This is a genomic window from Pseudomonas sp. TH34 (assembly GCF_016650865.1).
Classification (GTDB): Bacteria; Pseudomonadota; Gammaproteobacteria; order Pseudomonadales; family Pseudomonadaceae; genus Aquipseudomonas; species Aquipseudomonas yamanorum.
This window is the reverse complement of the sequence record NZ_JAEKFB010000033.1, coordinates 324,081-347,463: the sequence shown is the minus strand read 5'-3', so window position 1 is coordinate 347,463 and position 23,383 is coordinate 324,081. Positions and strand designations below refer to the sequence as shown.

The window sequence follows — 23,383 nt, the reverse complement described above, 5'->3', positions numbered from 1 at the left end:
CGTGCGGCTCAAGTGCATCAAACTGGCGGGGTTCAAATCCTTCGTCGATCCGACCACGGTGAACTTCCCCAGTAATATGGCGGCAGTGGTCGGGCCCAATGGCTGCGGCAAGTCGAACATCATCGACGCCGTACGCTGGGTGATGGGCGAGAGCTCCGCGAAAAACCTGCGTGGCGAGTCGATGACCGACGTCATCTTCAACGGCTCCACCAGCCGCAAGCCAGTGAGCCAGGCCAGCATTGAACTGGTGTTTGATAACTCCGACGGCACCCTGGTGGGCGAGTACGCGGCCTACGCGGAAATTTCCATCCGCCGCAAAGTCACCCGCGACAGCCAGAACAGCTATTTCCTCAATGGCACCAAGTGCCGCCGGCGGGACATTACCGACATCTTCCTCGGCACCGGCCTGGGCCCGCGCAGCTACTCGATCATCGAGCAGGGCATGATCTCCAAGCTGATCGAAGCCAAGCCCGAAGACCTGCGTAACTTTATCGAGGAAGCGGCCGGCATCTCCAAGTACAAGGAGCGCCGGCGCGAGACCGAAAACCGTATCCGTCGCACCCATGAAAACCTTGCCCGTCTGACCGACCTGCGTGAAGAGTTGGAGCGCCAGTTGGAGCGCCTGCACCGTCAGGCCCAGGCGGCCGAGAAGTATCAGGAATACAAGGGCGAGGAGCGTCAGCTCAAAGCGCAACTGTCAGCCCTGCGCTGGCAGGCATTGAATGATCAAGTGGGCCAGCGCGAAGCGATCATCGGCACCCAGGAAATCAGCTTCGAAGCGTTAGTGGCTGAGCAGCGCAATGCCGACGCCAGCATCGAGCGCCTGCGGGACGGTCACCATGACCTGTCCGAGCGCTTCAATCTGGTGCAGGGACGCTTCTATTCGGTGGGCGGCGACATCGCCCGGGTCGAGCAGAGCATCCAGCACGGCCAGCAACGCTTGCGCCAGTTGCAGGACGACCTGAAAGAGGCCGAACGCGCGCGCCTGGAAACCGAATCGCACCTGGGCCACGACCGCACCTTGCTGCTGACCCTCGGGGAGGAGCTGGACATGCTCACCCCGGAGCAGGAAGTCACCAGCGCCGCCGCCGAGGAAGCCGCTGCGGCCCTGGAAGAATCCGAAACCACCATGCACGCCTGGCAGGAGCAGTGGGACACCTTCAACCTGCAATCCGCCGAGCCGCGCCGTCAGGCTGAGGTGCAGCAGTCGCGCATCCAGCAACTGGAAACCAGCATGGAGCGCCTGGCCGAGCGTCAGCGGCGTTTGGTGGAAGAGCGCGTGTTGCTCGCGGCCGACCCGGAAGACGCGGCGATCCTCGAGCTGAGCGAGAAACTCGCCGAAAGCGAAATGACCCTGGAAGAGCTGGAAGCCAGCGAAGAACAACAAGTGGAGCGCCTGGAGCAATTGCGTCAGCAACTGCAGCAGGCGACCCAGGCGCAGCAAACCGCCCAGGGGGATTTGCAGCGGCTTAACGGTCGATTGGCCTCCCTTGAAGCCTTGCAGCAAGCGGCGCTCGACCCGGGCACCGGCACTGCCGAATGGTTGCGTGATCAACACCTGGCCGAGCGCCCGCGCCTGGCCGAAGGCTTGAAGGTTGAAGCCGGTTGGGAGCTGGCGGTGGAAACCGTCCTCGGTGCCGACCTGCAAGCCGTGTTGGTGGATGATTTTGGCGGTTTCGATCTGGCGGGCTTTACCCAGGGTGATTTGCGATTGCTTAGCCCCGCGGCAGACGGCACACGCGTACCGGGCAGCCTGCTGGACAAGGTCGAGGCGGCGATTGATCTGTCGCCTTGGCTGGGTCAGGTCAAACCGGTGGACAGTCTTGAGCAGGCCTTGGCCCAGCGTGGCCAATTGGCGGCCGGGCAAAGCCTGATCAGCCGTGACGGTTTTTGGGTCGGCCGGCACTTCCTGCGGGTGCGTCGTGCCAGCGAAGCGGAAAGCGGCGTATTGGCCCGTGGCCAGGAAATCGTCAACCTGACCGCCGAACGGGAAGAGCGCGAAGCCACCCTTGAATCCCTGGAAAACCAGCTGCAAACCTTGCGCGCCACCCAGCGCCAGCAAGAGACCGGCCGCGAACACCTGCGCCGGCTGTTGCAGGACGAAGCGCGCCAGCAAGGCGAATTGAAAGCCCAGCTCTCGGCGAGCAAGGCCAAGGTCGAGCAACTGACCTTGCGCCGCACCCGGCTCGACGAAGAAGTGGCGGAGATGGGCGAGCAACGCGCCCTCGAACACGAACAAGTCGGTGAAGCGCGCCTGCAACTGCAGGAAGCCCTCGACAGCATGGCCCTGGACACCGAGCAGCGCGAGTTGCTGCTGGCCCAGCGCGACAGCTTGCGCGAGCGCCTCGACCGGGTGCGTCAAGAAGCCCGCCAGCACAAGGACCATGCCCATCAACTGGCCGTGCGCCTCGGCTCCCTGCGGGCGCAACACGACTCCACGCGCCAGGCCCTTGAACGTCTGGAAATGCAGTCCGAACGCCTGACCGAAAAGCGCGAGCAACTGAGCCTCAACCTGGAGGAGGGCGAAGCCCCGCTGGAAGAGCTGCGCCTGAAACTTGAAGAGTTGCTCGACAAGCGCATGACCGTCGACGAAGAGCTCAAGACCGCACAAATCGCCCTGGAAGATGCCGACCGCGAACTGCGCGACGCCGAAAAGCGCCGGACCCAGGCCGAGCAGCAATCGCAGCTGATCCGTGGCCAGCTCGAACAGCAGCGCATGGAATGGCAGGCCCTGACGGTTCGACGCAAAACCCTGCAAGACCAGTTGCTGGAAGACGGCTACGACCTGCACGGCGTGCTCAATACCCTGACCGCCGAGGCCAACGAGAAAGAAGCCGAAGAAGAACTTGAACGGATTGCCGCACGCATTCAACGACTCGGCGCGATCAACCTCGCGGCCATCGACGAGTACCAGCAGCAGTCTGAGCGCAAGCGCTATCTGGACGCGCAGAACGCCGATCTGGTGGAAGCCCTGGACACCCTGGAAAACGTGATCCGCAAGATCGACAAGGAAACCCGTAATCGCTTCAAAGATACCTTTGATCAGATTAATGGCGGTTTACAGGCGTTATTCCCGAAAGTTTTCGGTGGTGGCAGCGCTTACTTGGAACTGACGGGCGAAGATCTACTCGATACAGGGGTAACGATCATGGCGCGGCCTCCGGGCAAGAAGAACAGCACCATCCATTTGCTGTCCGGTGGCGAGAAGGCACTGACGGCATTGGCCCTGGTATTTGCGATCTTCAAGTTGAACCCGGCGCCGTTCTGCATGCTCGACGAAGTTGACGCTCCGCTGGATGACGCTAACGTTGGACGGTACGCCCGACTGGTTAAAGAGATGTCCCAGACGGTGCAGTTCATCTATATCACCCACAACAAGATCGCCATGGAAATGGCTGATCAATTGATGGGTGTGACGATGCACGAGCCGGGCTGTTCGCGTTTGGTGGCGGTGGATGTCGAAGAGGCGATGGCGCTGGTGGAATCCTGAGGCGCACTTCGCAGGAGGATTTCCAGCAGGATGTAAGGTGATTTACCGGTCTGGGAAAAGTGGCAAATGGACATATTTGTTCAAGGCATTTTGACAGACGGTGTAAAGTTATCTTTGGTCGTGCTAGTTTAATGTCAAATTTTCGTATGCGTGGGCAAAACGTCATTCAGAACATAGAGTTGGCGCCACGTTTTAAAGCGGTTTGCACGGTGCTAAACCCCTTATTTTTCAGCATTTTTTATTAGAGGCACGGGATTACATGGAAATCGGTCTGCGCGAGTGGCTGATCGTCATCGGCATTATTGTCATTGCCGGTATTCTTTTTGATGGCTGGCGTCGGATGCGCGGCGGCAAGGGCAAGTTGAAATTTCGCCTGGACCGCAACCTGTCCAATTTGCCGGACGACGACGGTAGCGCCGAGCTGCTGGGGCCTCCACGTGTGCTGGATAACCATAAAGAGCCGCACCTGGACGAGCACGACCTGCCGTCGATGAGCGCACCCGTGCGTGAGGCCCGTGAACCCAAGCGCGGCAAGCGCAGTGCGGCCAGCGAGCCATCCCAGGGTGACCTGAACCTGGACCTGGAAGAAGGTCCGAGCTTCAGCAGCCGTGACGGTGACTTCCCGGATGAAACCCCGGTCAAGAGCGCCCATAAAGAATCCGTCAAGGATCAACCGGCTGCCGAAGAGGTGCTGGTGATCAGCGTGATCTGCCGCGACGCCGCCGGCTTCAAGGGCCCGGCCTTGCTGCAAAACATTCTGGAAAGCGGCCTGCGTTTCGGTGAGATGGATATTTTCCACCGCCACGAAAGCATGGCCGGTAACGGCGAAGTCCTGTTCTCTATGGCCAACGCGGTCAAGCCGGGCATCTTTGATCTGGACGACATCGACCATTTCAGCACTCCGGCCGTGAGCTTCTTCCTCGGTTTGCCAGGCCCGCGTCACCCGAAACAAGCCTTCGACGTGATGGTGGCCGCTGCCCGCAAGCTGTCCCAGGAACTCAACGGCGAGCTCAAGGACGACCAACGCAGCGTCCTGACCGCCCAGACCATCGAGCATTACCGTCAGCGCATCGTCGAGTTCGAGCGTCGCGCCCTGACACAGAAGCGCTGAGGTCCAAGCTTAAGCGTTGCCTGTAGAATTCATGCACTAACATATTGAGCAGCTTCGGCTGCTCTTTTGCTTTATGAGAGAACACCCATGACCGCCGCCCACACCCGTATCCTCGAACTGCGCGCTGAACTGGATCAGCATAACTACCGTTACCACGTCCTCGACGAGCCGAGCATCCCGGACGCCGAGTACGACCGGCTGTTCCATGAGCTCAAGGCCCTGGAAGCCGAGCACCCGGATCTGGTAACCCGTGATTCACCGACGCAGCGGGTCGGCAGTGCGGCATTGTCGGCGTTCACTCAAGTGCGTCACGAAATCCCGATGCTCAGCCTCGGCAACGCCTTCGATGAAAGCACCATGCTTGAATTCGATCGCCGGGTCACTGAGGGCCTGGACCTGCCGGTGGGTGACCTGTTTGGCGGCGGCGCGGCGGTGGAATACAGCTGCGAGCCGAAGCTCGATGGCCTGGCGGTCAGCCTGCTGTATCAGGACGGTGAACTGGTGCGTGGCGCCACGCGCGGCGATGGCACCACCGGCGAAGACATCAGCGTCAACGTGCGCACCGTGCGCAATATTCCTTTGAAACTGCACGGCACCGGCTGGCCGGCGACCCTCGAAGTGCGCGGCGAAGTGTTCATGTCCAAGGCCGGCTTCGAGCGGCTGAACGCCACGCAGTTGGAGGTCGGTGGCAAGACCTTCGCCAACCCGCGCAACGCGGCTGCGGGCAGCCTGCGCCAGCTGGATTCGAAGATTACCGCCAGCCGTCCGCTGGAATTCTGCTGCTACGGCGTGACCACGGATATCAGCGACACCCACATTGGCAATCTGCAACAGCTGAAGAAATGGGGCATGCCCATCAGCCATGAGTTGAAACTGGCCAAAGGGATTCAGGATTGCCTCGACTACTACCGCGATATCGGTGAGCGACGGAATGCCTTGCCCTATGAAATCGACGGTGTGGTGTTCAAGGTCAATAGCATTGCCTACCAACGTGAACTGGGCTTCCGTGCCCGCGAACCGCGTTGGGCAATCGCCCACAAGTTCCCGGCGATGGAGGAACTGACCGAACTGCTGGACGTTGAGTTCCAGGTGGGTCGTACCGGCGCTGTGACGCCCGTTGCACGCTTGAAACCGGTCAAGGTTGCGGGTGTGACCGTGTCCAACGCCACCTTGCACAACATGGACGAAGTGGCGCGCCTGGGCCTGATGATCGGCGACACCGTGATCATCCGCCGTGCCGGTGATGTAATTCCCCAAGTGGTATCGGTGGTGACCGAGCGCCGCCCGGAAAACGCGCGCGCGGTGCAGATCCCCGAGGGCTGCCCGGTGTGCGGCTCCCACGTTGAGCGCACGCAACTGGTCAAGCGCAGCAAGGGCAAGGAAACCGTCAGCGAAGGCGCGGTATACCGTTGCGTTGGGCGCCTGGCCTGCGGTGCGCAGCTCAAGCAGGCGATCATTCATTTCGTCTCGCGCCGGGCCATGGACATCGATGGCCTGGGCGACAAGACCATCGAGCAACTGGTGGACGAGAAACTGATCGGCTCGCCGGCTGACCTCTACAAGCTCAAGTACGAACAGATCATCGACCTGGAAGGCTTTGCCGATGTCTCCAGCAAGAAGCTGATCACCGCCATCGAAAACAGCAAGACGCCAACCCTTGCACGGTTTATCTACGCCCTCGGCATTCCCGATGTGGGCGAGGAGACCGCCAAGGTGCTGGCGCGCTCCCTGGCGTCCCTGGAGCGCGTGCAGCAGGCGTTGCCGGAAGTGCTGACGTACTTGCCGGATGTCGGTCTGGAAGTGGCCCACGAGATTCACAGTTTCTTTGAAGACAGCCATAACCAGGACGTGATCGGTGCCTTGATCTCCAAGGACGAGTGCGGACTGGAGTTGCAGGAGCAGGGTGAACTGAGCGCCGAGTTTGCGGCCAGCACCACGTTGGGCGGCTTGCTCGACAAACTGCACGTGCCGTCCGTAGGCCCAGGTGCTGCGCAGAAACTGGCGGACAAGTTTGGCTCCCTCGAAGGTGTGATCAAGGCCGACTGGCTCGACATGCGCCAGGCGTTGCCGGAGAAGCAGGCCAAGGCCGTCCGGGATTTCTTCGACATCGAAGAAAACGCCAATCGTGCGCTGGCCATCGAGCAACAGCTCAAGGACTTCGGCATGCACTGGCAGAGCGAGAAGAAGGTCGTCGAAGGCTTGCCCGAGGCGGGTCACACCTGGGTGCTTACCGGCTCCCTGGAACTGATGAGCCGCGATGTCGCCAAGGAAAAACTCGAAAGCCTCGGTGCCAAGGTGGCGGGCTCGGTGTCGGCGAAAACCCATTGCGTGGTGGCCGGGCCGGGTGCCGGTTCGAAGTTGGCCAAGGCCACTGAGCTGGGCTTGAAAGTGCTGGATGAAGAAGCGTTCGTGGCATTTTTGGCCAAGCACAACATCACGGTCTGATGATCGTTCCCACGCAGAGCGTGGGAACGATCTCTCCCGGGCAATGCTCTAGTATTGGCAAGCTTCCGGGAGAGATCGCCATGTACCGCTTCTTCGAGCAACTCAGTTCGCGTATTGCCGCACCGTTCATGGCCGAGACCTCGCGCAACAGCAAGGTCTGGCAGTGTCGCTGTGGGCAGTCCCTGTTCTTTCGCAACAGCCAGTGCCTGGCCTGTTCGGCGCTGCTGGGCTACCAGCCGGAGCAGAGTCGCCTGTCATCCCTGCAGCCCGGCCCGTACGCCGATACCTGGCTGCTGGACGCCGACCCTCAAGCCGGTGCCTTTCGCCGCTGCGCCAACCTCGACACGCCGGCCGCCTGCAACTGGTTGCTGCCCGCCGACAATGGCCAGACCTTGTGCGTGGCCTGCAGCCTGAACCGAACCATCCCCGACCTGTCGATTCCTGAAAACCCCGAACGCTGGCGCAAGGTCGAGACCGCCAAGCGCCGCCTGGTGGCGCAACTCATCAGCCTGGGCTTGCAGGTCATTCCCAAGACCGTCGATGAAGACACTGGCCTGGCCTTCGATTTCGTCGGCATCGACCTGGAAGGCAACGCGCCCACCACCGGCCACGCCAATGGCCTGGTCACCCTTGATATCAAGGAAGCCGACGACGCCCACCGGGAAAAAATCCGTGTGCAGATGCGCGAGCCTTACCGCACCTTGCTCGGCCATTTTCGTCATGAGGTCGGCCACTACTACTGGGACCGCCTGATCGCCAACAGCCACTGGCTGGAACCGTTCCGCACGCTGTTCGGCGACGAGCGCGCCAGCTACGCTGATGCCCTCGACCAGCACTACCAGAACGGCCCGCGCCCGGACTGGCAGCAAACCTGCGTCAGTGCCTACGCCACCATGCACCCGTGGGAAGATTGGGCGGAAACCTGGGCGCATTACCTGCACATGATGGACGCCGTCGACACCGCGCTGGGATTCGGCATGAGTGCTCGGGAGATGGACCTGGATTACCAGCCGTTCCCCCTGAGCACCCTCTATGACCCTGAACATCCCGGTGGCACGGCGTTCCTGTCATTCGTCAACGCATGGATCGAACTGGCCGGCATGCTCAACGAACTGTCCCGCAGCATGGGCCAGCCGGATTTCTATCCGTTCGTCCTGCCGCCGGCGGTGATTGCCAAGCTGCACTTCATTCACCTGGTGATCCAGCAAGAGGGCGGCAGGGCGGACGAGGTGTTGCAGGCCCAGTAGGCAAGTGCTTGAAGCCCTTCATATTTTAATCCCGCAGGAACGGTTGTAACTTCCGATGAGATCGGTACAATGGCCCCGCTTGCCGAGAGGCGAGCGTCGTTATGGTGATCCCATCGGTCCCCCCGCAACGATTACCCGTGAACCTGGTCAGAGCCGGAAGGCAGCAGCCACAGCGGGAACATTGTGTGCCGGGGTGTGGCTGGTGGGGTTGCCTCCATAACGCCACCCTCCTTGATTCAAAAAAATACTTTTATGAAGCCCTTCGCTGACAATCGTCATCTGCGAAGCGATTTCTGCTGTTCGTCCTTCAGCACAGTGCTCACAAGCCCGAAAGCAATCGTTACCGGCAAAAGACTGTGAGGGCTCTTTCACAACTTCAAGCTTCCACTCTGGACAACCCAAAACCACCTTGCTAGTTTGCGCCAGTCACATATTTCAAAATATGTCGATGGCACATGGATGATATTAAAGTGATGGCGCTTTATGGCTCATTCACCTCAACTAACAAGGATGTCGGTCATGAAAAGCCTGCAAGGGTTGCCCACGCTTATCAGCGCTTCCGTCGGTGCCCCCGGCAAAGCCCGCAACTTGCCCGCCGACGTTCAGTGCATCCAGTATTTGTTCAACTTGATCACTCCCAAGTTGGGTTTCCCCTTGGCCGAAAACGGCAAGTGCGACGGCCAGTTGGTGCAGTGCATCAGCCAGTATCAGTTCCGCTATCTCAAGTACGCCCATCCCGATGGGGTGATCGACCCCACCGGGCGTACCTTCAATAGCCTGATCGAAGAGGCGGTGAAGGTGCCGGTCAAGTCGAATCCGGCCCTGCGCATTCCGACCTTCCTGAATGTGTTCGGCAACACCAGTTCCGATATGGTCCAGGCGACGGTCAACCATTACCTTGACCGCATGCGGGCGATGATCGAGGCCGAGCGGCGCAACCGGCAGATGATGCTCCAGGCCACGTGCGACGGCGGTACGACGCTGACGGACACCGACTTCCAGAACGCCGCCACACAGTTAGGCAGCGGAATTTCGGTCAATATCATCAAGGCGTTTGCCACGGTGGAGTCGGGCGGGCGCTCCGGGTTCGGGCCGGCCAAGTTGCCGGTGATCGCTTTTGAAGGGCATCACTTTCGCAAGTACACCCACCAGAAATACGATCAGACCCACCCGCTGTTGTCGTACCCCTACGTGCAAAAAGCCGGCCCCCAGTGGAAGGCCAACAACAAGGACCAGACCAAAGCCTGGGAAACCATGGCCACGGCCTTTGCGCTGGATCAGGAAGCGGCCTTGAAGTCGGCTTCCTGGGGGATGTTTCAGATAATGGGCTCCAACTTCACGGCATGTGGTTATAAAACGGTGTTTGAGTTTGTCGTGGCCATGAAGATAAACGCCGGGCATCAACTCAAGGCCTTCCTCGGTTTTTGCAGCCAGAGCCCTGCTTTGGTCAAGGCCATGAAGAACAAGGATTACGCCGCCATGGCGCTGAACTATAACGGCAAGGATTATGGCGACTATGACCATCGAATCAAAAAAGCCTACGAAGCACTTGAAGGGAAAAAATAGAATGCCGTTCAAACGTTGCCTGTCCCGATTGTTGGTTGCCTCTTTCGTGTGTGTTGCGGCGGGATCGCCGGCCTTTGCCGCTACGTTGCATTCTGGCAAGTACGAAGGGCTGATGCTGGCCGTGACGCCTGAGCATCAGGTAGAAGGTTTTTATGCTGAGGAGATGGGCGAGGGCGTGACTCGCACGTGTACGTTCTTCCTGCAGGGCAAGGTCGACGGCGCGAAGGCGTCGGTGTCCACGTGGCTGGATGCGGCCTATCCGGGAACCGTTGCGGCTTCCTCGGACGGCGTGACGTTGACGGTGGAGAAGGGTCGCGAACATCCCGGCTGCATCAGCGTGCTGATGCCGGAAATAGCCACCGGCCTGGACCTGACCCAGACCGCTGCCAAGAAGTGGATTGGCCTGGTGACCGTTTCGGCCGACAAGGCTTTCCTGCAGAAGACCCCGGACGCCAAGGCCAGTCATCGTGCCTACGTGGTCAAGGACGATGTGGTCGCGGTGCTGGCCTTCAAGGAAGGCTGGGCCCAGGTCGAGTACATCAATGGCGAAGGCCGCTCTTCCAAGGGCTGGATCAGCCAGGACCAGTACGCCAGGCTGGCCCCTAAAGGCTGAAGCTGTTCCCCGCGCCGCGGTGTGCCAGGCACGCCGCGGCTTTTTTACGCCCGCAACTCAGGCCTTGTTACGGTTGAACAGCTTGCGGATAACGGCAAACAGCGCGACGACGCCCACCACCAGGAATTTCTTCGCCGCCAGCAGGAAGATGCCGATCTTGGCGAACAGCCCGGCCTTGGCCGCGATCCCGCCGGCAACCAGTGCGGCAAGGCCGTAGGTCGCGAGTTTGTCGGTCTTCGGGTTGAAGTCGGTGTACAGGTTGCCATCGGTGAAGTTGGTAAAGGCCAGAACCTTGGGCAACTCCTGCTTGATGGTGGCCAGGTCGGCCATGGCGGCGACGGCGTTGAGTTCCAGCACGCCTTCACGGCCCAGCACGCGGATGCTGTAGTTGAGGGTGGTCTGCTTGGCGTCGTCGGCTTTCAGCTCACGGGCCCAGTACATCTTGTGGGTGGTGTCGTCGTAGTGCGGTGGCTCGGCCCAGCCCAGCAGGTGCAGGCCTGCGTAGCCTTGTTTCTGGCGTTCTTTGTTGTCTTCGACGTCTTCTTCCTGCATTTGCTTGAGCAGTTCGGTGTAGTCGATTTTCGCGGCGTCTTCGTCAGAAATGTGCCCGTCGGCCTTGTAGCTGACGATCACGCCCCAACCGCGCTCCGACAGCGGGCTGACGGATTTCGGCACGATCATGCCCAAGGTCTTGAAGCCCGGTGGGTTGCCCCAGCCATCGGTCAGCAGGCGCTCGGTGTCTGTGGGGTCGAGGTAGTAGAACTCGTCGTTGAGCTTGAGAGTTGCAATGCCGCCGGGCAGGGTGACGGTGCCGGTCTTCTGTTTGAGAGAGCCCAGAAAGTGCTCGGCGGTTTCGGGCGCTTCGGCGGGTGCAGCGGCTTCAACGGGGGCCGGCTTGGCGGCAGCAATGGCGGGGGCGACAGGCAGGCTCAGGGCAGCCGCCGCCAGCAACAGGCGGAAGTAATTCATGGTAGTCCCTTACAATTTGAATTAATTTCGCGGGAGGATAACTGAAACATGTTGCAACGGGTTAGCCGAATGTCTCCCGCAGCAGCCCCGCAAAGGCATCCCGCGCCAGGTGGCGTTGGGTGTCTTTGTGCCAGAACAGCAGGTTATCCACCGCAGCCAATTCGTCGAAGCGGTAGGACGTTAATTGGTTGGCCTGCTCGTAGCGCGCCAGGATGCCTTCTGGCGCCAGTGCCACGCCAATCCCCGCGCTGACGCAGCCAATGATCGTGCCCCAGCTGGCGTAACTGGCGATGGCGGGCTTGATGTCGTGGGGCTTGAGCCAGTTTTCCAAGGCGGCGCGGTACGGGCAGCCGGGCGGCCAGACCAGCAAGGTGCGGCCGGCCAGGTCCCGCGCGTCCTCAATGGGCGCGCTGGAGGCGCTGGTGATCAGCACCAGGCGCTCGCTGTAGACCACGCTTTGTTCGAGCTTCGGGCGTTTGCCGCCGGCGGCCACCAGCGCCGCATCGATGCGGTGATGTTGCAAGTCATCGAGTAACTGCGCCCAGGCGCCGGTCACCAGTTCCAATTCCACCTGTGGATAGCGCCGATGGTATTCAGCCAGCAACGGCGGCAGGCGGCCACTGGCACTGGATTCCACTGCGCCGATGCGCAGCTTGCCGCGGGGAATCGCGTTGCTGTCGACGGCGCGCTTGGACTCTTCCACCAGCGCCAGGATGCGCTCGCAGTAGTCGAGAAACACTTCGCCGGCGGCACTGATCGCCAACCCGCGCCCGGCACGAATGAACAGCGGGGTACCCAACTCGCTTTCCAGTTGCTTGATGCGCGTGGTGATGTTGGACGGCACGCAGTGCAGTTGCAGGGCGGCCTGGGCCACGCTGCCGGTTTGCGCCACGGCTTTCACCATTTTCAGTTGGGCCAGTTCCATCGCTCAGTTCCAGTGATTACAGAAGTCAGAAACGGTTAATTGTCCTGCGCCTTGCCGGGGCCAAGACTGACGGCATTCCCACTGCTGGACGCCGTTCATGAATGCCCCGTCACCCGTAAAGCTTACGCTAGTCACTGCCAGCGTCATCCTCTGTTGGGCGTATTCGCCGATTGGTGTGCACATGGCCTTGCACAGTTACAGTCCGGGCCAATTGGCCTTGGGGCGGTTTCTGATTGCTTCGGTGTTGATGGCTGGAGTCGCGCTGACGGCGAAGATCGAGCGCCCACGGCTGCGGGACCTGCCGTGGCTGCTGGTGCTGGGGTTCTTCGGGATTTTCCTGCACCACCTCACCATCAATTTCGGTCAGCAATTTGTCACGGCTGCCGCGTCCAGTGTGCTGGCGCAGTCCGTCCCGCTGTTTACGGTGCTGGTGGCGTTTTTCGGCTTGAAGGAGCGGGTGACCGGCTGGCGCTGGGGTTGCGTGTTGCTGGGTTTGAGCGGGGTGCTGGTAGTGATCTGGGGCGAGCATGGCCTGGGCAAGATTGATCCCCGTGGCTTGATGATCCTGGTGGCGGCGCTGTCATGGAGCCTTTACTTCACCCTCCAGAAACACTATTCCCGGCGCTATAGCCCGCTGACCACGGTGTGCTACACGGTGTGGTCGGGCACCTTGCTGCTGTGTGTCTATTTGCCGGGTTTGCCGGCGGTGGTGGCGCAATCATCAACCCAGGCCAATTGGGCGGTGTTGTTGCTCGGCGTGTTCCCCAGCGCCATGGCCTACCTGGCCTGGGCCTATGTGTTGCGGCATGTCGAGGTCAGCCGCGCTTCAGTGGCGTTGTACCTGGTGCCGCCGGTGGCAATGGTGATGGCTGCCACGCTGCTGGGCGAGCAGGTTTCGATGCGAGTCGTGCTGGGTGGCCTGATCGTGCTGGCCAGTGTCGGCGCCATCAGCCTGGAAGGACGCTGGCGCCGCAAGCCGTCACGGGTTCACGGTGAACACCCGCAAGCGGTGACCGTCGGGGTCTTGGGCGACAAAGGTGTAGCCGAAGTCCGCCTCGACCGGTGACTGGATGATGCTCATCCCGAGTTGCACCCAACGCGTGTGCAGCTCGTCGACCGCTGCGATATCCGCGACGCAGAAACCCACCTCGCTACCGCCGACCGTGGCTTGGGCCGCAGGCTCCACGGTGTGGCGCGACCACAGGCCGAGTTTCACCCCGTTGTCGAGGATGAACAGTGCGAAGGTCGGCCCCAGCTCTACAGGTGCGTTGTCCAGCAGGCGGCTATAGAGGTTGGCACTGGTGGCCGGGCTGTCGACGTACAACAAAAAGTAATGGGCAATGCTATTCATGATGATATCCCTGATATTGCGCGGCAATGGCGCGGCTCAGTCCCTAGTCTAAGGGGCTGTCCTGTCAGTTCATGTCAGGAGTCATCAAGCAAAGAGCAGACAGTCTCGCTGTCTGCTCTTTTTGTTGCGTGCACGTGTGTTGCGAGCTCTAAGGCTTGGACAAGGCCTGGTCTACCGCTGCGATCAGCTTTCCCAGATCCTTCGGGGTGGCTTTATGAATGACACCGAACAGATAAGCGCGCTGTTCCTCCTCGTCGACCAGGTCTGCGAAAAAGACTTTCAGCTTCACTCCCAGCGCCTCTGCAAACAAGAACAGAGCCTCGACGCTGGGTGTATAGGTGCCGGTTTCGAAGCGGCTGATGGTTTTAGGGTCAAAACCGGTTTTTTCACCTAGTTCAGCCTGAGTAAGCCCTGCGACCTTGCGGTAACGTCTGATGGCTGGACCCAAACTTGAAATGTGCATCGCTCAATTCCCATTTAGAATCAAGAACTTAACGATAAATCTTAAAATTAGACAACCGCATGTACCATCACCTTTTCTTGCAAAATGTGATGTAATTCGTAGAATCGGCATCTAGGACAAGTATTTGGTGGTCTCGTTTCAGAAGGCAGGTTTATGAAACAGGAAATCATTGCTCTCTCCTTACTCTCATAAATGTGCCCATAAAACGGACGCTTGGCAGAGACTGAAATGTCGCTCGTCAGTGCCACGCTTCATTGCGCCTCACGTGCCGGATACCCGAATTCAAGCCTAGTTGATCATCACTGAATGGATGATGAATTGCTGTGCAAAATCGTGGGTTTGCGCCCGTTTGCGGCCAACCAGCCGATCGACGGCGCAGCCCGACTGGAAATACGAATCCGCCTGTCCTGCCTACCCGGTGGTCGAGAGGGCGATCGAATGCTGTCCATGGAGCTTTAACGTGCGTCTCAATTTGCCGGTCACTGCTGTTGAACAGACTTTTGGGGAGCAGCAACGGCTAATTTCCGCGACTGACGTCAACAGCCACATTACCTACTGCAACGCCGAGTTTGCCGCCATGAGCGGCTTTACCCAGGCCGAGCTGATCGGCAGCACCCACAACCTGGTGCGCCACCCGGACATGCCGCCCGCCGTTTTCCAACTGATGTGGAGCTACCTCAAGGCCGGGCAGAGCTGGATGGGCGTGGTGAAGAACCGCTGCAAGAACGGCAACTACTATTGGGTCAGTGCCTATGTGACGCCGATTCTCGAAGACGGGCGGCTGACGGGCTACGAGTCGGTGCGGGTCAAGCCCACCCGCGAACAGGTACGGCGCGCCGAAGCGCTGTACGCACGTTTGCAGGCTGGTGGTGCGGCGGTCGCGCCAGTGCGGCGCCTGGCGTCCATGGCTCAGGCCCTGGCTTTGCCATTGGTGGCCGCCGCCGCCAGCGTCGCCGCCTTTCAATGGCTTCCGGGTGTGTGGGGGCAGGCGGTGACCGTTGGCCTGTTTCTCGGCGCAGGTATCTGGGCCCATCAACGCTTGGGACTACAGCTCAAACGGATTGTGCAGAACACGCCCAATACCTTTTCCGACCCCATCAGCGCCATGACCTACAGCGATGCGCTGGGGCCGACCGCGCAGCTGGAAATGATCCTGATCAGCGAAGAAGCGCGGCTTAAAACCGCCCTGACGCGCCTCAGTGACCTGGCCAACCAGATGGCCGAAGCCGCTGCCCACTCCAGCGTGCTGTCGAGCACCACCGAATCGGCGCTGCTGGAGCAACGCGCCGAGACCGACATGACTGCCGCCGCCATGACCGAAATGGCCGCGTCCATCGCCGAAGTGGCGGTGCACGTTCAACAAACCGCCAGTGAAGCCCACACCGCCAACACCCTCGCCGAGCAAGGCAGCCAGGTGGCGGGCACGTCCCGTGAGGCGATCCAGTTGCTGGCCGGCACCGTCACCCAGATCAACCAGGCGGTGGGTAACCTGGCCGGGCAGACCCAGCAAATCCAGGTAGCCGCGAGCATGATCCAGGCGATCGCCGACCAGACCAACCTGCTGGCCCTCAACGCGGCCATTGAAGCGGCACGCGCCGGTGAGCAGGGCCGCGGCTTTGCCGTGGTGGCCGACGAGGTGCGTGCACTGGCGGGCAAGACCCGCGAGTCGACCCAGCAGATCCAGGGCATTATCCAGAACCTGCGGGCCGGCGCCGATGAGGCGGTCGAGATCGCGAGCCTGGGCATTCACGAAGCCGAGCAGGGCGTGCAGCAGGTGCTTGAGGCCCAGCAGGCGTTGCAGGGCATTCGCCATGCGGTGGAACGTATTACCAACATGAGTCAGCAAATGGCTGCTGCCTCCCAGGAACAATCCCACGTCGCCGAGGAAGTTTCACAACAGATCAATAACGTCGCCGCCACGGTGCAAAAGACAGCGGGCAATGCCAACGCTGCAGTCACCCGTGGCAGGGAACTCGAAAGCATCTCTTCCGGGTTGCGCGCCCTGGTCGAGCGGTTCAACCGCTAGCCACAGTGAGCCTGACTCATGGACGAGAAATACCGCAGGGCCGTGGATGCAGCCGCCATTTTCTCCGAGACAGACCTGGCGGGCCGCATCACTTACGTCAATGACCAGTTCTGCGGCATGTCCGGCTACGGGCGTGACGAGTTGCTGGGGCAAAACCACCGTATTCTTAGCTCGGGACTGCACCCTGTGGGGTTCTTCCAGGGCATGTGGCAAGCCATCAGCGAAGGCCGGGTGTGGCGTGGGGAAATCTGCAACCGGGCCAAGGACGGAACCCTGTATTGGGTAGACAGCACCATGGTGCCGCTGATCGATGAGAAGACGGGGCGGGTGCAGAAGTACGTGTCGATCCGCTTTGATGTCAGCGAAAAACGCCAGTTGTTGCACACCCTGCAATGGCGGGTCGGCCACGACGTGCTGACCGGCTTGCCGAACCGTGCCTATCTGTCCGAGTTGCTTAACCAGTCCCTGGAATTCTCCCGCAGCGAAGACATCCCGCTGGCGCTGTGCATGCTCGACCTGGACGGCTTCAAGGCGGTCAACGATGGCTATGGGCATGCCTGCGGTGATTTGTTGTTGGTGGAAGTGGCCACGCGCTTGCGGGAGATCATTCGCGGCGAGGACGTGGTCGCCCGGCTGGCCGGTGACGAATTTGTCCTGATCCTGCGTTACGTGCGTGACATCGACGAGCTGAACGCCGCCTTGCTGCGCATTCTCAAGGCGATCTCCGAGCCGTACTCGATCCAGGGGGCCGAGTTGAACGTGTTCGCCAGCATCGGCGTCACGCTGTTTCCCCTGGATGACGAGGACGCCGACACCCTGCTGCGCCATGCCGACCAGGCGATGTATGTGGCCAAGCAGAGCGGGCGCAACCGTTACCAGTTGTTTGATGTGTCCCTGGAGCAGGAGGTGAAGGCCAGCCACCAGACCGTGCAGCAGATTCGCCAGGCGTTGGCGGCGGGCCAGTTGTGCCTGCATTACCAGCCCAAGGTCAATCTGCGCTGCGGCACGGTGGTGGGGTTCGAAGCGTTATTGCGCTGGCAGCACCCCGAGCGCGGGTTGGTGGCGCCGGGGGATTTCCTGCCGCTGATCGAGCAGACCGACCTGATTGTCGACATCGGGGAATGGGTGATCGCCCAGGTGTTGGCGCAAATGCATCACTGGCAGGCCCATGGGCACGGGTGGTCGGTGAGCGTGAATATCGCGGCACGGCATTTCCAGCGGGAGGATTTTGTTGAGCGGCTGCAAGAGTTGCTGGAGCAATGGCCCGAGGTGGAGCCGCACCGGCTGGACCTGGAAATTGCCGAGTCGGTGGCCATCGACAATATCCAGCGCGTCACCCAGCACCTGGAAGCGTGCCAGGCCCTGGGCGTGCAGTTCTCCCTGGATGACTTTGGCACTGGCTATTCCTCCCTGAGTTACCTCAAGCGCCTGCCGACCCAGACCATCAAGATCGACAAGTCGTTTGTGCGGGACATCCTGCACGACAAGGACGACCTGGCGTTGACCAAGGCGGTGATCGGCCTGGCCCGTGCGTTTGGCCGCGAAGTGATCGCCGAAGGCCTGGAAACCCTGGAGCATGGCCAGTTGTTGATGCGCATGGGCTGCGAAGTGGCCCAAGGCTATTTCATCGCCCGGCCGATGCCGGCGGGGGAGGTCCCTGGTTGGGTGGAGGGGTTCAGGCCGCCGGCGCAGTGGCAAAAGCTTGAGTGATGTTTACTGTGGCGAGGGAGCTCCCTCGCCGCAAGGTAAATCAGGTGATCTTAAGGGGAGGGTGCGCTGTTCCCGATATACAGCTGGATGATTTCATCAATCTCACCGGACATCTTCATCCGCAGCAATGTGCGCAGGATCTGCTGCCCCGGCACCTGCGGGTCGTTACGCACATAGCACCCCAGGCTTTGCTCCTCGATCACGGCCACCGTGTGCAGGCGCTCTGTGGGCGGTAATTGCTGGTTGAAGCGGTCGAGGATCCATTCGTTGATCACCGCATACTTGAAGCGTCCGGCCACCAGCTTTTGCAGCACCTGCTCTTCACTGCGGCTGTCTTCGCGGCTGAACTGGCCGCTGGCGAAGCGTGCCTCCAGGGTCGGGTAGCTATAGCCGAGTACCGTGCCGATATGTTGCGGGGCCAGGCTGTCCAGCGCCACTGACAGCGGCGGCACGTGCGCGGTGACCAACACATTGCGTTGCACCAGCAGTGGAATGCTCCAGGTGTAATCACCGGACAGGTTGTTCAGCCACGCCGGCGTCACGTAGCAGCGCACATCCACATCCCCGCGTTCCATGGCGGTATCGATGCGCGCACGGGGCAGCACATGGAATTTCGCAGGGCGGCCGACCTGGGTGGCCAGGCTCAACATCAGGTCATACAAAATCCCTTGGGTTGGCTGGCCCTGGTCGAGTTGCACCATGGGCATGGTCCAGCTGTCGGAAATGGAGAAACGCAGAGGTGCGGGTGCCGCCAGGCTGACCGTGGCAATCATCCACAAGGCGCCCAGGACTGCGCGCATAAACTCTCCGGGTTCAGCCTTCTACAGGCTTGGTTAGACCAGCTTAGTCAGATTAGACGAGCGTGCCGGATGCAATTTCCCCCTTGCTCCGCTAGCATTACCCGCTTCCGCTTCCCAGTTGCGACGGTTTTCGATGAGTTATCAGGTTCTTGCACGTAAATGGCGTCCGCGCTCGTTCCGCGAAATGGTCGGCCAGACCCATGTGCTCAAGGCTCTGATCAATGCCTTGGACAGCCAACGGCTGCACCACGCCTACCTGTTCACCGGTACCCGCGGTGTGGGCAAGACCACCATTGCCCGCATCATCGCCAAGTGCCTGAACTGTGAAACCGGCATCACCTCGACGCCGTGCGGTACCTGCTCGGTGTGCCGGGAAATCGACGAAGGGCGCTTTGTCGACCTGATCGAGATCGACGCCGCGAGCCGCACCAAGGTCGAAGACACCCGCGAACTGCTCGACAACGTGCAGTACGCACCGAGCCGTGGCCGCTTCAAGGTCTACCTGATCGACGAAGTGCACATGCTGTCCAGCCACTCCTTCAACGCCCTGTTGAAAACCCTGGAAGAGCCGCCGCCCTACGTCAAATTCATCCTGGCCACCACCGACCCGCAGAAACTTCCTGCAACGATTCTGTCGCGGTGCCTGCAGTTCTCCCTGAAAAACATGACCCCGGAGCGTGTGGTCGAGCATTTGACCCACGTGCTGGGCGTCGAGAACGTACCGTTCGAAGACGACGCCCTGTGGTTGCTGGGCCGCGCCGCCGACGGCTCGATGCGCGACGCCATGAGCCTCACCGACCAGGCCATCGCCTTTGGTGAAGGCAAGGTCATGGCCGCCGACGTACGGGCGATGCTCGGCACTCTCGACCACGGCCAAGTGTTCGATGTGCTGCACGCGCTGATCGAAGGCGACGCCAAGGCGTTGCTCGAGGCCGTGCGCCATCTGTCCGAGAAAGGCCCGGACTGGAATGGCGTGCTCTCGGAAATCCTTAATGTGCTGCACCGCGTCGCCATTGCTCAGGCGCTGCCTGAAGGTGTCGACAACGGCCACGGCGACCGCGACCGCGTGTTGGCCCTGGCCCAGGCGTTGCCGGCCGAGGACGTGCAGTTCTACTACCAGATGGGCCTGATTGGCCGGCGTGACTTGCCGCTGGCACCTGACCCGCGCGGCGGCTTCGAAATGGTCCTGCTGCGAATGCTGGCCTTCAGGCCCGCCGACACGGCGGATGCCCCGAGACAGCCGCTAAAGCCAGTGGGGATCAGCCAGGCCACAGTTGATTCCGCCAAACCAGTGGCTGGCCCGGCTGTCGTCGCGCCAGGGGTTGCGCCGCCTGCGGCTGTTGCTCCCGCGCCAGCCCCGGTTGTCGCTGAGCCGGTGGCGCCTGTGGTCGTGCCTGAGCCGGTGATCGAGCCTGCGCCCGTGCCTGAAGTCGACCTGCCGTGGAATGACCCGGTAGAGGCCGAGGTCGAGCTGCAGCCTGCCGTCGAGCCGGTGCTGGAAACCACCAGCGAGCAGCCTGAACTGACACCCATGCCCGCGCCGACCCCGGACAGCGTAGTGCCGGACGCCCCCGAGTGGGTTTCGGCCCCGGTGCCGGAACCGACTGTCGCGCAAGTGGACGCCGCCACACCGGGCACTGACCTCGAAGACGAGCCGCCGCTGGACGAAGACTACATCGAGCCGGACATCGATTCGGCCTACAGCTACCTGGACGACCTGGCCAGCGAACACACCGCCGAGCCTGCCCCGGAGCCGGAACCTGAACCCGCGGCGATGCCGGCCACCGGCCTGGCGTTGCAATGGCTGGAGCTGTTCCCGAAACTGCCGATCTCCGGCATGACCGGCAGCATCGCCGCCAACTGCACACTGATTGCCGTGGATGGTGACAATTGGTTGTTGCACCTGGACCCGGCCCACAGCGCCCTGTTCAACGCGACCCAGCAACGTCGGCTCAACGATGCCCTGAACCAGTTCCACGGGCGCACACTGACTATCAGCATCGAACTGATCAAGCCCGAGCAGGAAACCCCGGCCCAGGCGGCGTCCCGCCGCCGGGTCAACCGCCAGCGCGAGGCTGAAGAGTCGATCCACGGTGATCCGCTCATCCAGCAGATGATGGAGCAGTTTGGTGCGGTGGTGCGGCACGATACTATTGAACCTGTAGAAGCCCCGGTTCAGGCGTCATAAGCCGGGGCCAATAATTGATCCACGTACTTTTGAGGTGATTCCCATGATGAAAGGTGGCATGGCCGGCCTGATGAAGCAGGCACAGCAGATGCAGGAAAAAATGGCCAAGATGCAGGAAGAACTGGCCAACGCCGAAGTCACCGGTAAAGCCGGTGGCGATATGGTCAGTGTGGTGATGACCGGTCGTCACGACATCAAGCGCGTGAGCATCGACCCAAGCGTATTGCCAGGTGTGGGCGAAGACGACCTGGAAATGCTCGAAGCGCTGTTTGCCGCGGCCGTCAACGACGCCGTGCGCAAGATCGAGGCCAACAGCCAGGACAAAATGTCCGGCGTGACCGCTGGCATGCAACTGCCACCGGGTATGAAGCTGCCGTTCTGATCGGCAAGCGCAGCACCGAAAATGCCAGGTCCCGTGCCTGGCATTTTTTTGGCCGTCTATTTTCCATACTCGTAGCAGCTGTCGAGCGCCAGCGAGGCTGCGTCGGCAGCGACTCGGTCCCACGCCTGGCATGAACGCAGCGGTGCGGCTAACGTAGCCTCGCTGGCGCTCGACAACTGCTACTGCGAGAGTTTTGTCGAACCCTGGGCCCTGTGTTGGGGTCTGCACCCTATACCGTTGAATTCAATCACCGATAGAAGGAGCCTCGCTGATGTCCGAAGCATTGACCCTCAACCAGCGCATTGTGCTGGTCTCACGCCCCCACGGCGCACCGGTGCCGGAAAACTTTCGCCTGGAGCGCGTCGCGCTGCCGGAACTGGCCGACGGCCAGGTCCTGCTGAAAACCCTTTACCTGTCGCTGGATCCCTACATGCGCGGACGCATGAGTGATGCGCCGTCCTACGCCGCGCCGGTGGAAATCGACGAGGTGATGACCGGTGGCGCTGTCAGCCGTATCGAACAGTCCCGCAACACCAAGTTCGAAGTGGGTGACCTGGTGGTCGGTTCCACCGGCTGGCAGAGCCACAGCATCTCCGATGGCCGCAACCTGGTGCCGGTGCCCAAGGGTCTGGCCAGTCCGTCCATGGCGTTGGGTGTGCTGGGTATGCCCGGCATGACCGCTTACATGGGCCTTATGGATATCGGCCAACCCAAGTCCGGGGAAACCCTGGTAGTGGCGGCGGCTTCCGGCGCGGTGGGCTCGGTGGTCGGCCAGGTGGCGAAGATCAAGGGCCTGAGGGTGGTCGGTGTGGCGGGTGGTGCCGAGAAGTGCCGCTATGTGGTGGACGAGCTGGGCTTTGATGCCTGTGTCGATCACAAGAGCGACAACTTTGCCGAGGAGCTGGCTCAGGCCTGCCCCAAGGGTATCGACATCTATTTTGAAAACGTCGGCGGCAAGGTATTCGATGCGGTCGTGCCGTTGCTGAACGCCAAGGCGCGCATTCCCTTGTGCGGCCTGATCGCCGGCTACAACGCCCACGAAGCCCCCAGCGGTCCCGACCGTCTGCCGGCGCTGCAACGCACCCTGTTGACCAAGCGCGTGCGCATTCAGGGCTTTATCGTGTTCGACGACTACGGCGACCGTCAGCCGGAATTCCTCAGCGCCATGGCGCCGTGGGTGCGGGATGGCAAGATCAAGTTCCGCGAAGACGTGGTGGAAGGCCTGGAGCAGGCACCAGAAGCCTTTATCGGTTTGCTGGAGGGGCGCAACTTCGGCAAGTTGGTGGTGCACGTCGCACAAGATTGAGCATTTGACGCTAATCCGGGGCGCGGGTATAAACCGCGTCTCGTTGTTTTGTCGGACCTTTCCCCATGAGCTTCAGCCCCCTGATTCGTCAACTGATCGACGCCCTGCGCACTTTGCCAGGTGTGGGTCAGAAAACCGCCCAGCGTATGGCGCTGCAACTGCTGGAACGTGATCGCAGCGGCGGCTCCCGACTGGCCCAGGCGTTGAGCCAGGCCATGGAAGGGGTAGGCCACTGCCGCCAGTGCCGCACCTTGACCGAGGAAGAACTCTGCCCGCAATGCGCCGACCCGCGTCGCGACGACACACTGCTGTGCGTAGTTGAAGGACCGATGGACGTGTACGCGGTGGAGCAGACCGGTTACCGCGGGCGCTACTTTGTGCTCAAGGGCCATCTGTCGCCGCTGGACGGCCTGGGGCCGGAAGCGATCGGTATTCCGCAACTGGTGACGCGGATCGAGGAGCAGGGCACCTTCGTCGAGGTGATCCTGGCCACCAACCCTACGGTGGAAGGCGAAGCGACGGCCCATTACATCGCGCAGTTGCTGACCAACAAAGGCCTGATCACCTCGCGCATCGCCCACGGTGTGCCGTTGGGTGGCGAGCTGGAACTGGTGGATGGCGGGACCTTGGCGCATTCGTTTGCCGGACGTAAGCCGATCGCTCTGTAACAAACACCGCAGGACAACATGTGGGAGCTGGGCTTTATGTGGGAGCTGGCTTGCCTGCGATGCAAACAACTCGGTCTTTCAGTTAAACCGAGGTGATGCTATCGCAGGCAAGCCAGCTCCCAC

17 protein-coding genes, 1 other RNA gene and 2 pseudogenes are annotated in these 23,383 nt (G+C 61.2%); 15 read left to right on the top strand and 5 right to left on the bottom strand.

Going from position 1 to position 23,383, the window contains the following annotated elements; all coding sequences use genetic code 11:
• The first annotated feature begins 1 nt into the window (after window position 1).
• The 7 genes from smc to JFU58_RS27130 all read left to right on the top strand — a co-directional run bounded on the left by smc (window position 2) and on the right by JFU58_RS27130 (window position 10,472).
• Window positions 2-3,490, top strand: coding sequence for a chromosome segregation protein SMC (gene smc, locus JFU58_RS27160; RefSeq protein ID WP_063032321.1), 3,489 nt, complete (start codon window positions 2-4; stop codon window positions 3,488-3,490).
• A gap of 259 nt (window positions 3,491-3,749) precedes the next feature.
• Window positions 3,750-4,601 carry a cell division protein ZipA gene (gene zipA / locus JFU58_RS27155; protein WP_017477161.1) on the top strand — a complete coding sequence of 284 codons (852 nt, stop codon included), beginning with the start codon at window positions 3,750-3,752 and terminating at the stop codon, window positions 4,599-4,601.
• Between the two features lie 87 nt (window positions 4,602-4,688).
• Entirely contained in the window at window positions 4,689-7,046 is a 2,358-nt protein-coding gene (gene ligA, locus JFU58_RS27150) for an NAD-dependent DNA ligase LigA (RefSeq protein ID WP_201142802.1), read from the top strand.
• Window positions 7,047-7,126: 80 nt separating this feature from the next.
• Window positions 7,127-8,293 carry a zinc-binding metallopeptidase family protein gene (locus JFU58_RS27145; RefSeq protein ID WP_201142801.1) on the top strand — a complete coding sequence of 389 codons (1,167 nt, stop codon included), beginning with the start codon at window positions 7,127-7,129 and terminating at the stop codon, window positions 8,291-8,293.
• A gap of 111 nt (window positions 8,294-8,404) precedes the next feature.
• Window positions 8,405-8,501, top strand: an RNA gene (ffs, locus tag JFU58_RS27140) — signal recognition particle sRNA small type.
• Between the two features lie 311 nt (window positions 8,502-8,812).
• A complete protein-coding gene (locus JFU58_RS27135; protein WP_063032315.1) occupies window positions 8,813-9,859 on the top strand; it encodes an N-acetylmuramidase family protein in 1,047 nt (348 codons plus the stop codon).
• Between the two features lies 1 nt (window position 9,860).
• The gene (locus JFU58_RS27130; RefSeq protein WP_201142800.1) at window positions 9,861-10,472 is read left to right on the top strand and encodes a hypothetical protein; all 612 of its coding nucleotides are present in this window, start codon (window positions 9,861-9,863) and stop codon (window positions 10,470-10,472) included.
• Between the two features lie 57 nt (window positions 10,473-10,529).
• On the opposite strand, the gene JFU58_RS27125 is transcribed toward JFU58_RS27130, so the two are convergent.
• Together JFU58_RS27125 and JFU58_RS27120 are read right to left on the bottom strand one after the other, a co-directional pair.
• On the bottom strand, window positions 10,530-11,441 hold the full coding sequence (locus JFU58_RS27125; RefSeq protein WP_063032311.1) for a DUF2167 domain-containing protein: 912 nt from the start codon (window positions 11,439-11,441) through the stop codon (window positions 10,530-10,532).
• A 61-nt stretch (window positions 11,442-11,502) separates the two neighbouring features.
• Window positions 11,503-12,366 carry a LysR family transcriptional regulator gene (locus JFU58_RS27120; RefSeq protein ID WP_003219067.1) on the bottom strand — a complete coding sequence of 288 codons (864 nt, stop codon included), beginning with the start codon at window positions 12,364-12,366 and terminating at the stop codon, window positions 11,503-11,505.
• A gap of 97 nt (window positions 12,367-12,463) precedes the next feature.
• On the opposite strand from JFU58_RS27120, the gene JFU58_RS27115 reads away from it, so the two are divergent.
• Complete coding sequence (locus JFU58_RS27115; RefSeq protein ID WP_201142799.1) at window positions 12,464-13,432, top strand: DMT family transporter; 969 nt, start codon at window positions 12,464-12,466, stop codon at window positions 13,430-13,432.
• Here JFU58_RS27115 and JFU58_RS27110 read toward each other — a convergent pair.
• The gene (locus tag JFU58_RS27110) at window positions 13,346-13,717 is read right to left on the bottom strand and encodes a VOC family protein (protein WP_201142798.1); all 372 of its coding nucleotides are present in this window, start codon (window positions 13,715-13,717) and stop codon (window positions 13,346-13,348) included. The genes JFU58_RS27115 and JFU58_RS27110 overlap by 87 nt on opposite strands.
• Window positions 13,718-13,865: 148 nt before the next feature.
• The gene (locus JFU58_RS27105) at window positions 13,866-14,180 is read right to left on the bottom strand and encodes a helix-turn-helix domain-containing protein (RefSeq protein WP_003219061.1); all 315 of its coding nucleotides are present in this window, start codon (window positions 14,178-14,180) and stop codon (window positions 13,866-13,868) included.
• A gap of 310 nt (window positions 14,181-14,490) precedes the next feature.
• Here JFU58_RS27105 and JFU58_RS32700 point away from each other — a divergent pair.
• The 3 genes and pseudogenes from JFU58_RS32700 to JFU58_RS27095 form a co-directional block, all read left to right on the top strand.
• Window positions 14,491-14,967, top strand: a pseudogene (locus tag JFU58_RS32700) (PAS domain-containing protein); the annotation flags it as partial.
• A 747-nt stretch (window positions 14,968-15,714) separates the two neighbouring features.
• Window positions 15,715-16,206, top strand: a pseudogene (locus tag JFU58_RS32695) (methyl-accepting chemotaxis protein); the annotation flags it as partial.
• Window positions 16,207-16,224: 18 nt separating this feature from the next.
• The gene (locus JFU58_RS27095) at window positions 16,225-17,916 is read left to right on the top strand and encodes a putative bifunctional diguanylate cyclase/phosphodiesterase (protein WP_063032306.1); all 1,692 of its coding nucleotides are present in this window, start codon (window positions 16,225-16,227) and stop codon (window positions 17,914-17,916) included.
• 50 nt (window positions 17,917-17,966) lie between these two features.
• On the opposite strand, the gene JFU58_RS27090 is transcribed toward JFU58_RS27095, so the two are convergent.
• Window positions 17,967-18,716: a substrate-binding periplasmic protein gene (locus JFU58_RS27090; protein WP_063032304.1), complete on the bottom strand. Its 750-nt coding sequence runs from the start codon at window positions 18,714-18,716 to the stop codon at window positions 17,967-17,969.
• Between the two features lie 133 nt (window positions 18,717-18,849).
• Between JFU58_RS27090 and dnaX the strand changes: the two genes are divergently transcribed.
• From dnaX to recR, 4 genes are all read left to right on the top strand, one after another.
• Window positions 18,850-20,904 (top strand): DNA polymerase III subunit gamma/tau, encoded by a 2,055-nt coding sequence (gene dnaX / locus JFU58_RS27085; protein ID WP_201142797.1) that lies wholly within the window; start codon window positions 18,850-18,852, stop codon window positions 20,902-20,904.
• 43 nt (window positions 20,905-20,947) lie between these two features.
• The gene (locus JFU58_RS27080) at window positions 20,948-21,286 is read left to right on the top strand and encodes a YbaB/EbfC family nucleoid-associated protein (protein WP_003193199.1); all 339 of its coding nucleotides are present in this window, start codon (window positions 20,948-20,950) and stop codon (window positions 21,284-21,286) included.
• Window positions 21,287-21,557: 271 nt separating this feature from the next.
• A complete protein-coding gene (locus tag JFU58_RS27075) occupies window positions 21,558-22,592 on the top strand; it encodes an NADP-dependent oxidoreductase (RefSeq protein WP_201142796.1) in 1,035 nt (344 codons plus the stop codon).
• A gap of 65 nt (window positions 22,593-22,657) precedes the next feature.
• Window positions 22,658-23,260, top strand: a complete 603-nt coding sequence (gene recR, locus JFU58_RS27070) for a recombination mediator RecR (RefSeq protein WP_003219049.1) — start codon at window positions 22,658-22,660, stop codon at window positions 23,258-23,260.
• Window positions 23,261-23,383 lie beyond the last annotated feature (123 nt).

Excerpts from the sequence above, each read along its gene's own strand:
- zipA (WP_017477161.1), top strand. The coding sequence starts at position 3,750 with ATGGAAATCGGTCTGCGCGAGTGGCTGATCGTCATCGGCATTATTGTC.
- ligA (WP_201142802.1), top strand. The coding sequence starts at position 4,689 with ATGACCGCCGCCCACACCCGTATCCTCGAACTGCGCGCTGAACTGGAT.
- JFU58_RS27145 (WP_201142801.1), top strand. The coding sequence starts at position 7,127 with ATGTACCGCTTCTTCGAGCAACTCAGTTCGCGTATTGCCGCACCGTTC.
- JFU58_RS27135 (WP_063032315.1), top strand. The coding sequence starts at position 8,813 with ATGAAAAGCCTGCAAGGGTTGCCCACGCTTATCAGCGCTTCCGTCGGT.
- JFU58_RS27130 (WP_201142800.1), top strand. The coding sequence starts at position 9,861 with ATGCCGTTCAAACGTTGCCTGTCCCGATTGTTGGTTGCCTCTTTCGTG.
- JFU58_RS27125 (WP_063032311.1), bottom strand. The coding sequence starts at position 11,441 with ATGAATTACTTCCGCCTGTTGCTGGCGGCGGCTGCCCTGAGCCTGCCT.
- JFU58_RS27120 (WP_003219067.1), bottom strand. The coding sequence starts at position 12,366 with ATGGAACTGGCCCAACTGAAAATGGTGAAAGCCGTGGCGCAAACCGGC.
- JFU58_RS27115 (WP_201142799.1), top strand. The coding sequence starts at position 12,464 with ATGAATGCCCCGTCACCCGTAAAGCTTACGCTAGTCACTGCCAGCGTC.
- JFU58_RS27110 (WP_201142798.1), bottom strand. The coding sequence starts at position 13,717 with ATGAATAGCATTGCCCATTACTTTTTGTTGTACGTCGACAGCCCGGCC.
- JFU58_RS27105 (WP_003219061.1), bottom strand. The coding sequence starts at position 14,180 with ATGCACATTTCAAGTTTGGGTCCAGCCATCAGACGTTACCGCAAGGTC.
- JFU58_RS27095 (WP_063032306.1), top strand. The coding sequence starts at position 16,225 with ATGGACGAGAAATACCGCAGGGCCGTGGATGCAGCCGCCATTTTCTCC.
- JFU58_RS27090 (WP_063032304.1), bottom strand. The coding sequence starts at position 18,716 with ATGCGCGCAGTCCTGGGCGCCTTGTGGATGATTGCCACGGTCAGCCTG.
- dnaX (WP_201142797.1), top strand. The coding sequence starts at position 18,850 with ATGAGTTATCAGGTTCTTGCACGTAAATGGCGTCCGCGCTCGTTCCGC.
- JFU58_RS27080 (WP_003193199.1), top strand. The coding sequence starts at position 20,948 with ATGATGAAAGGTGGCATGGCCGGCCTGATGAAGCAGGCACAGCAGATG.
- JFU58_RS27075 (WP_201142796.1), top strand. The coding sequence starts at position 21,558 with ATGTCCGAAGCATTGACCCTCAACCAGCGCATTGTGCTGGTCTCACGC.
- recR (WP_003219049.1), top strand. The coding sequence starts at position 22,658 with ATGAGCTTCAGCCCCCTGATTCGTCAACTGATCGACGCCCTGCGCACT.